A 3,078-nucleotide genomic window follows, 5' to 3' on the forward strand; every position below is an offset into this window, starting at 1 on the left:
GTTGCCGGTGGCGGTGTAGGTGGCGGGGATCAGGGCGCGCCCGAGGGCCTGCAGACAGGCGTTGATGATCCTGGCCCGCGCCGGGGTCACCCCGGCCGCCGCTTTGGACAGCCGGGCGCACAACTCTTCCAGACTCGACGCGGCCGAGAGCGTGGACGAAAGGTCGAGCGATGGGCCCGACGCCTTCGCGACCGCCTCGAGGTTCACCCTGAGGTCTGCCGCAGCAGCGTAATAGTCGAGCGGGGCGATGGGGTCGGCGAGGAGGCGGTCCAGCACCCGGACGAAGATCTTGGTGTCCCGCACCAATCGCGCCGGGTCGATCTTGTCCAATGTGTCGTAGGGGGTGTGCCACCACCATCCCAGGCTCCCATCGCGCTGCTTGGAGATCGAGCCGAGGATGGACGGGATGCCGATGCCGAGGAACGATTGGTCGGAGTTCCGTCCGACGCGCTTCCCCTCGAGCGTCGCCTTCCCCACTTGCTGGACCGCGTCGGCGGCCAGCCCGACCGTTTGCGGCATCGAGTTCGTGGAGAACTCATCGGCGTCGATGGCGCCGACGGAGTCGATGTTCACGTGCACGAGGCAGTGCTCGGCCAGCTCGAACCAAAAGGTGTCCGCATACCAGGCCGAGGACGAGTACCGCCCGTGGGAGTGGCCGGACCACATCGCCACGCGGAGGCCGCGGCGCAGGGCGCTCCGATGGAGGGCGAGGACGCGGGCGACCTCGAGCATGGCGGCGTTCGCGCTCCCGTTATCCATGGCGCCGAGGTACCAGCTGTCCAGATGGCCGGAGAAGAGGATAAAGGCCCGCTCGGCGTCGGGATGACCCGGCGTGAGGTCGGCCACCACGATCGGGGTCTTCGTCCACTTCGTCTCGACCTCGGCGGTCACGTGTACGTCAACCCGCCCCCGCCTGCACAGGTCGCGCAACGTCCCGCCGTCCACGGCGCTCACGGACAGCAGGTGCACCCGGGGAAGCTCCGAGACGGTGCGGTCCGACGGGTTCCCCCAAACAGGGGAGCAGCACATCTCGTGCGGATAGCGGCCGCTGATGCAGATGAGTCCCCGCACCCCCGCCCGGGTCGCGTTCACCGCGTGCTGCGGGGTGGCCCGTCCTTCGACGAGGGCCACCTTCCCGGCCGCGCCCGCGTGCGCGTAGTCGTCGGGCGCGCCCGCGCCGGCGTACACGAGCTCCGCGGACACGCCTGCCGGCGGCGTCGGGATCCCCATTGAGTGCGTGATGCAGGCGATCTCCTTCGATTCCGGCCGCGCGAGGCGCAGGGTGGCGGATCCCGGGAGGCTGATATACGCGTCATGCATCAAGATCTTCGTCTCGTAGCCGAACCCCCGTAGCTGTCCCTCGGCATAGGCGGCGGCCGCCCGTTCGTCCGCGCTGCCGGAGAGACGCGTCCACTGCGCGAGGGTCCGGTTAAACGTGCTGAGGTGAGTTTGGGACACCGCATCGAGGTCAATCATGGATCGTGCCTCCCTTGCTCGAGGTCGGTCGCATCGGCGCAATTGGCATTCTTGAATGAGGTTGGCGTCGTCTCCCCGGACCTCCTCCCGATTAACATGAGAGGTCGCGACGTGGGGGATCCTTCGTGGAAAGGCATCGACTGATCGAGCGCGAATGAGGACGCGGGGGTGAAGCGTCGATGGCATCGATCCGGTTTCAGGCGCGCGCGCTCGAGGATCTGGGCGCGCGTATCTTTCAGGCTGTCGCCGCGCCGGCGGCGACCGCGCGGACCGTGGCTGCCATGCTGGTTGAGGCCAACCTCAAGGGGCACGATTCGCATGGGGTGCTGCGCATCCCGCAATACATCGACCGAGTGCAAAAGGGTCAGATCCGGCCGGCCGCGCGGCCACGGGTCGAAACGGAGCGCGGCGCCACCGCGCTCGTGAGTGGGGAATGGGGGTTTGGGCAGCTGGCCGGCATCGCAGGGACCGATGAGGCGGTGAGGCGTGCTCGGGAGTTCGGGGTGGCCGCGGTGGGGGTGGTCCGCTGCAATCACCTGGGACGGGTCGGCGCCTATGTCGAACGGGCCGCCGCCGCGGACTGCGCCGCGATGGTGTGGGTGGGAGGATTGGGGACACGGCCCGCCGTGCCCCACGGGGGAAGCCGTTCAGCGCTCGGGACCAATCCGATCGCCGCGGGATTTCCGGTCGAGGACGAACACCCGGTGGTCCTGGACTACGCCACCACGGCGATCGCCGTGGGCAAGATTATGGTGGCCCGCGCCGCGGGCAAGCCGCTGCCGGCCGGACTGCTGATCGACAAATCCGGTCAGCCCACCACCGATCCGGAAGCGTTCTTTAAGGAAGGCGCGCTCCTCCCGTTCGGTGCGCACAAGGGGTACTCGCTGTCGGTGATGGCGGAGCTCCTTGGTCAGGCGCTCACGGGCGCCGACCGGCACCAAGACCCGGTCTCGGCCGAGGAGGTGTTTCGCCGGTCGGGGGCCCTCATTTGGGCGATTCACGTAGGCGCGTTCCGCCCTGTGGCCGATGCCAAGGGCGCGGCGCGGAACCTCGTCACGCGCCTTCGCAAAGTTCCGCCCGCGCCGGGCGTGGAGAGCGTGCAGACGCCGGGGGAGCCGGAAGCGAGAACGATGCGGCAGAGGACAACAGAAGGGTTCGAGATCGCGGAGGCGACGTGGCGATCGATCCTCACCGCGGCGGAGTCCGTCGGCCTGCACGCAGCCGACCTTCCCGCCCCGATAGCGTAGGGCCGAACGACCCCCGCGCGGAGTCCGCGCGCCGGCCGGCGTCCCGCGGCCTGTTCCTGGTTAGGGTTCCTCGACGGTGATCGACGATGCGGTGATGGACCCGTCGGGATTGGCGACACCGCGGACGGTGGCGTGGTCACCCGCGCGGAGATCGCTCAGCCGGATCGCGGTGAGACGGTGCACTTCGGTAGTCGAGGAAACGGCGATCGCAGCTGCGCCGTCTTTGTACTTCAGGTACAGCATACGGTTCTCGACCCGGGCCGCGTACTCCATCACCGTGGCGTTCGTCATGACGTTCCCCGAATCCATGGGAAACTGGCCTTCACGAGACCGCCCCCTATATTCGGGTGGGAGG

Annotated in this window: 3 protein-coding genes; 1 reads left to right on the forward strand and 2 read right to left on the reverse strand. The window is 68.6% G+C overall.

What is annotated here, in order from left to right; all coding sequences use genetic code 11:
• Nucleotides 1–1,476, reverse strand: a 1,476-nt coding sequence (locus tag VFP86_06935) for a M28 family peptidase (GenBank protein ID HET8999363.1), incomplete at its 3' end; no start/stop codon positions are given.
• Nucleotides 1,477–1,655: 179 nt separating this feature from the next.
• On the opposite strand from VFP86_06935, the gene VFP86_06940 reads away from it, so the two are divergent.
• Nucleotides 1,656–2,723, forward strand: a complete 1,068-nt coding sequence (locus VFP86_06940; protein HET8999364.1) for an Ldh family oxidoreductase — start codon at nt 1,656–1,658, stop codon at nt 2,721–2,723.
• 60 nt (nt 2,724–2,783) lie between these two features.
• Here the strand turns inward: VFP86_06940 and VFP86_06945 are convergent.
• On the reverse strand, nt 2,784–3,078 hold a 295-nt coding region (locus VFP86_06945; GenBank protein ID HET8999365.1), incomplete at its 5' end, for a hypothetical protein.

This window comes from bacterium, assembly GCA_035703895.1.
In the GTDB taxonomy this organism is placed as follows: Bacteria; Sysuimicrobiota; Sysuimicrobiia; order Sysuimicrobiales; family Segetimicrobiaceae; genus Segetimicrobium.

Excerpts from the sequence above, each read along its gene's own strand:
- VFP86_06940 (HET8999364.1), top strand. The coding sequence starts at position 1,656 with ATGGCATCGATCCGGTTTCAGGCGCGCGCGCTCGAGGATCTGGGCGCG.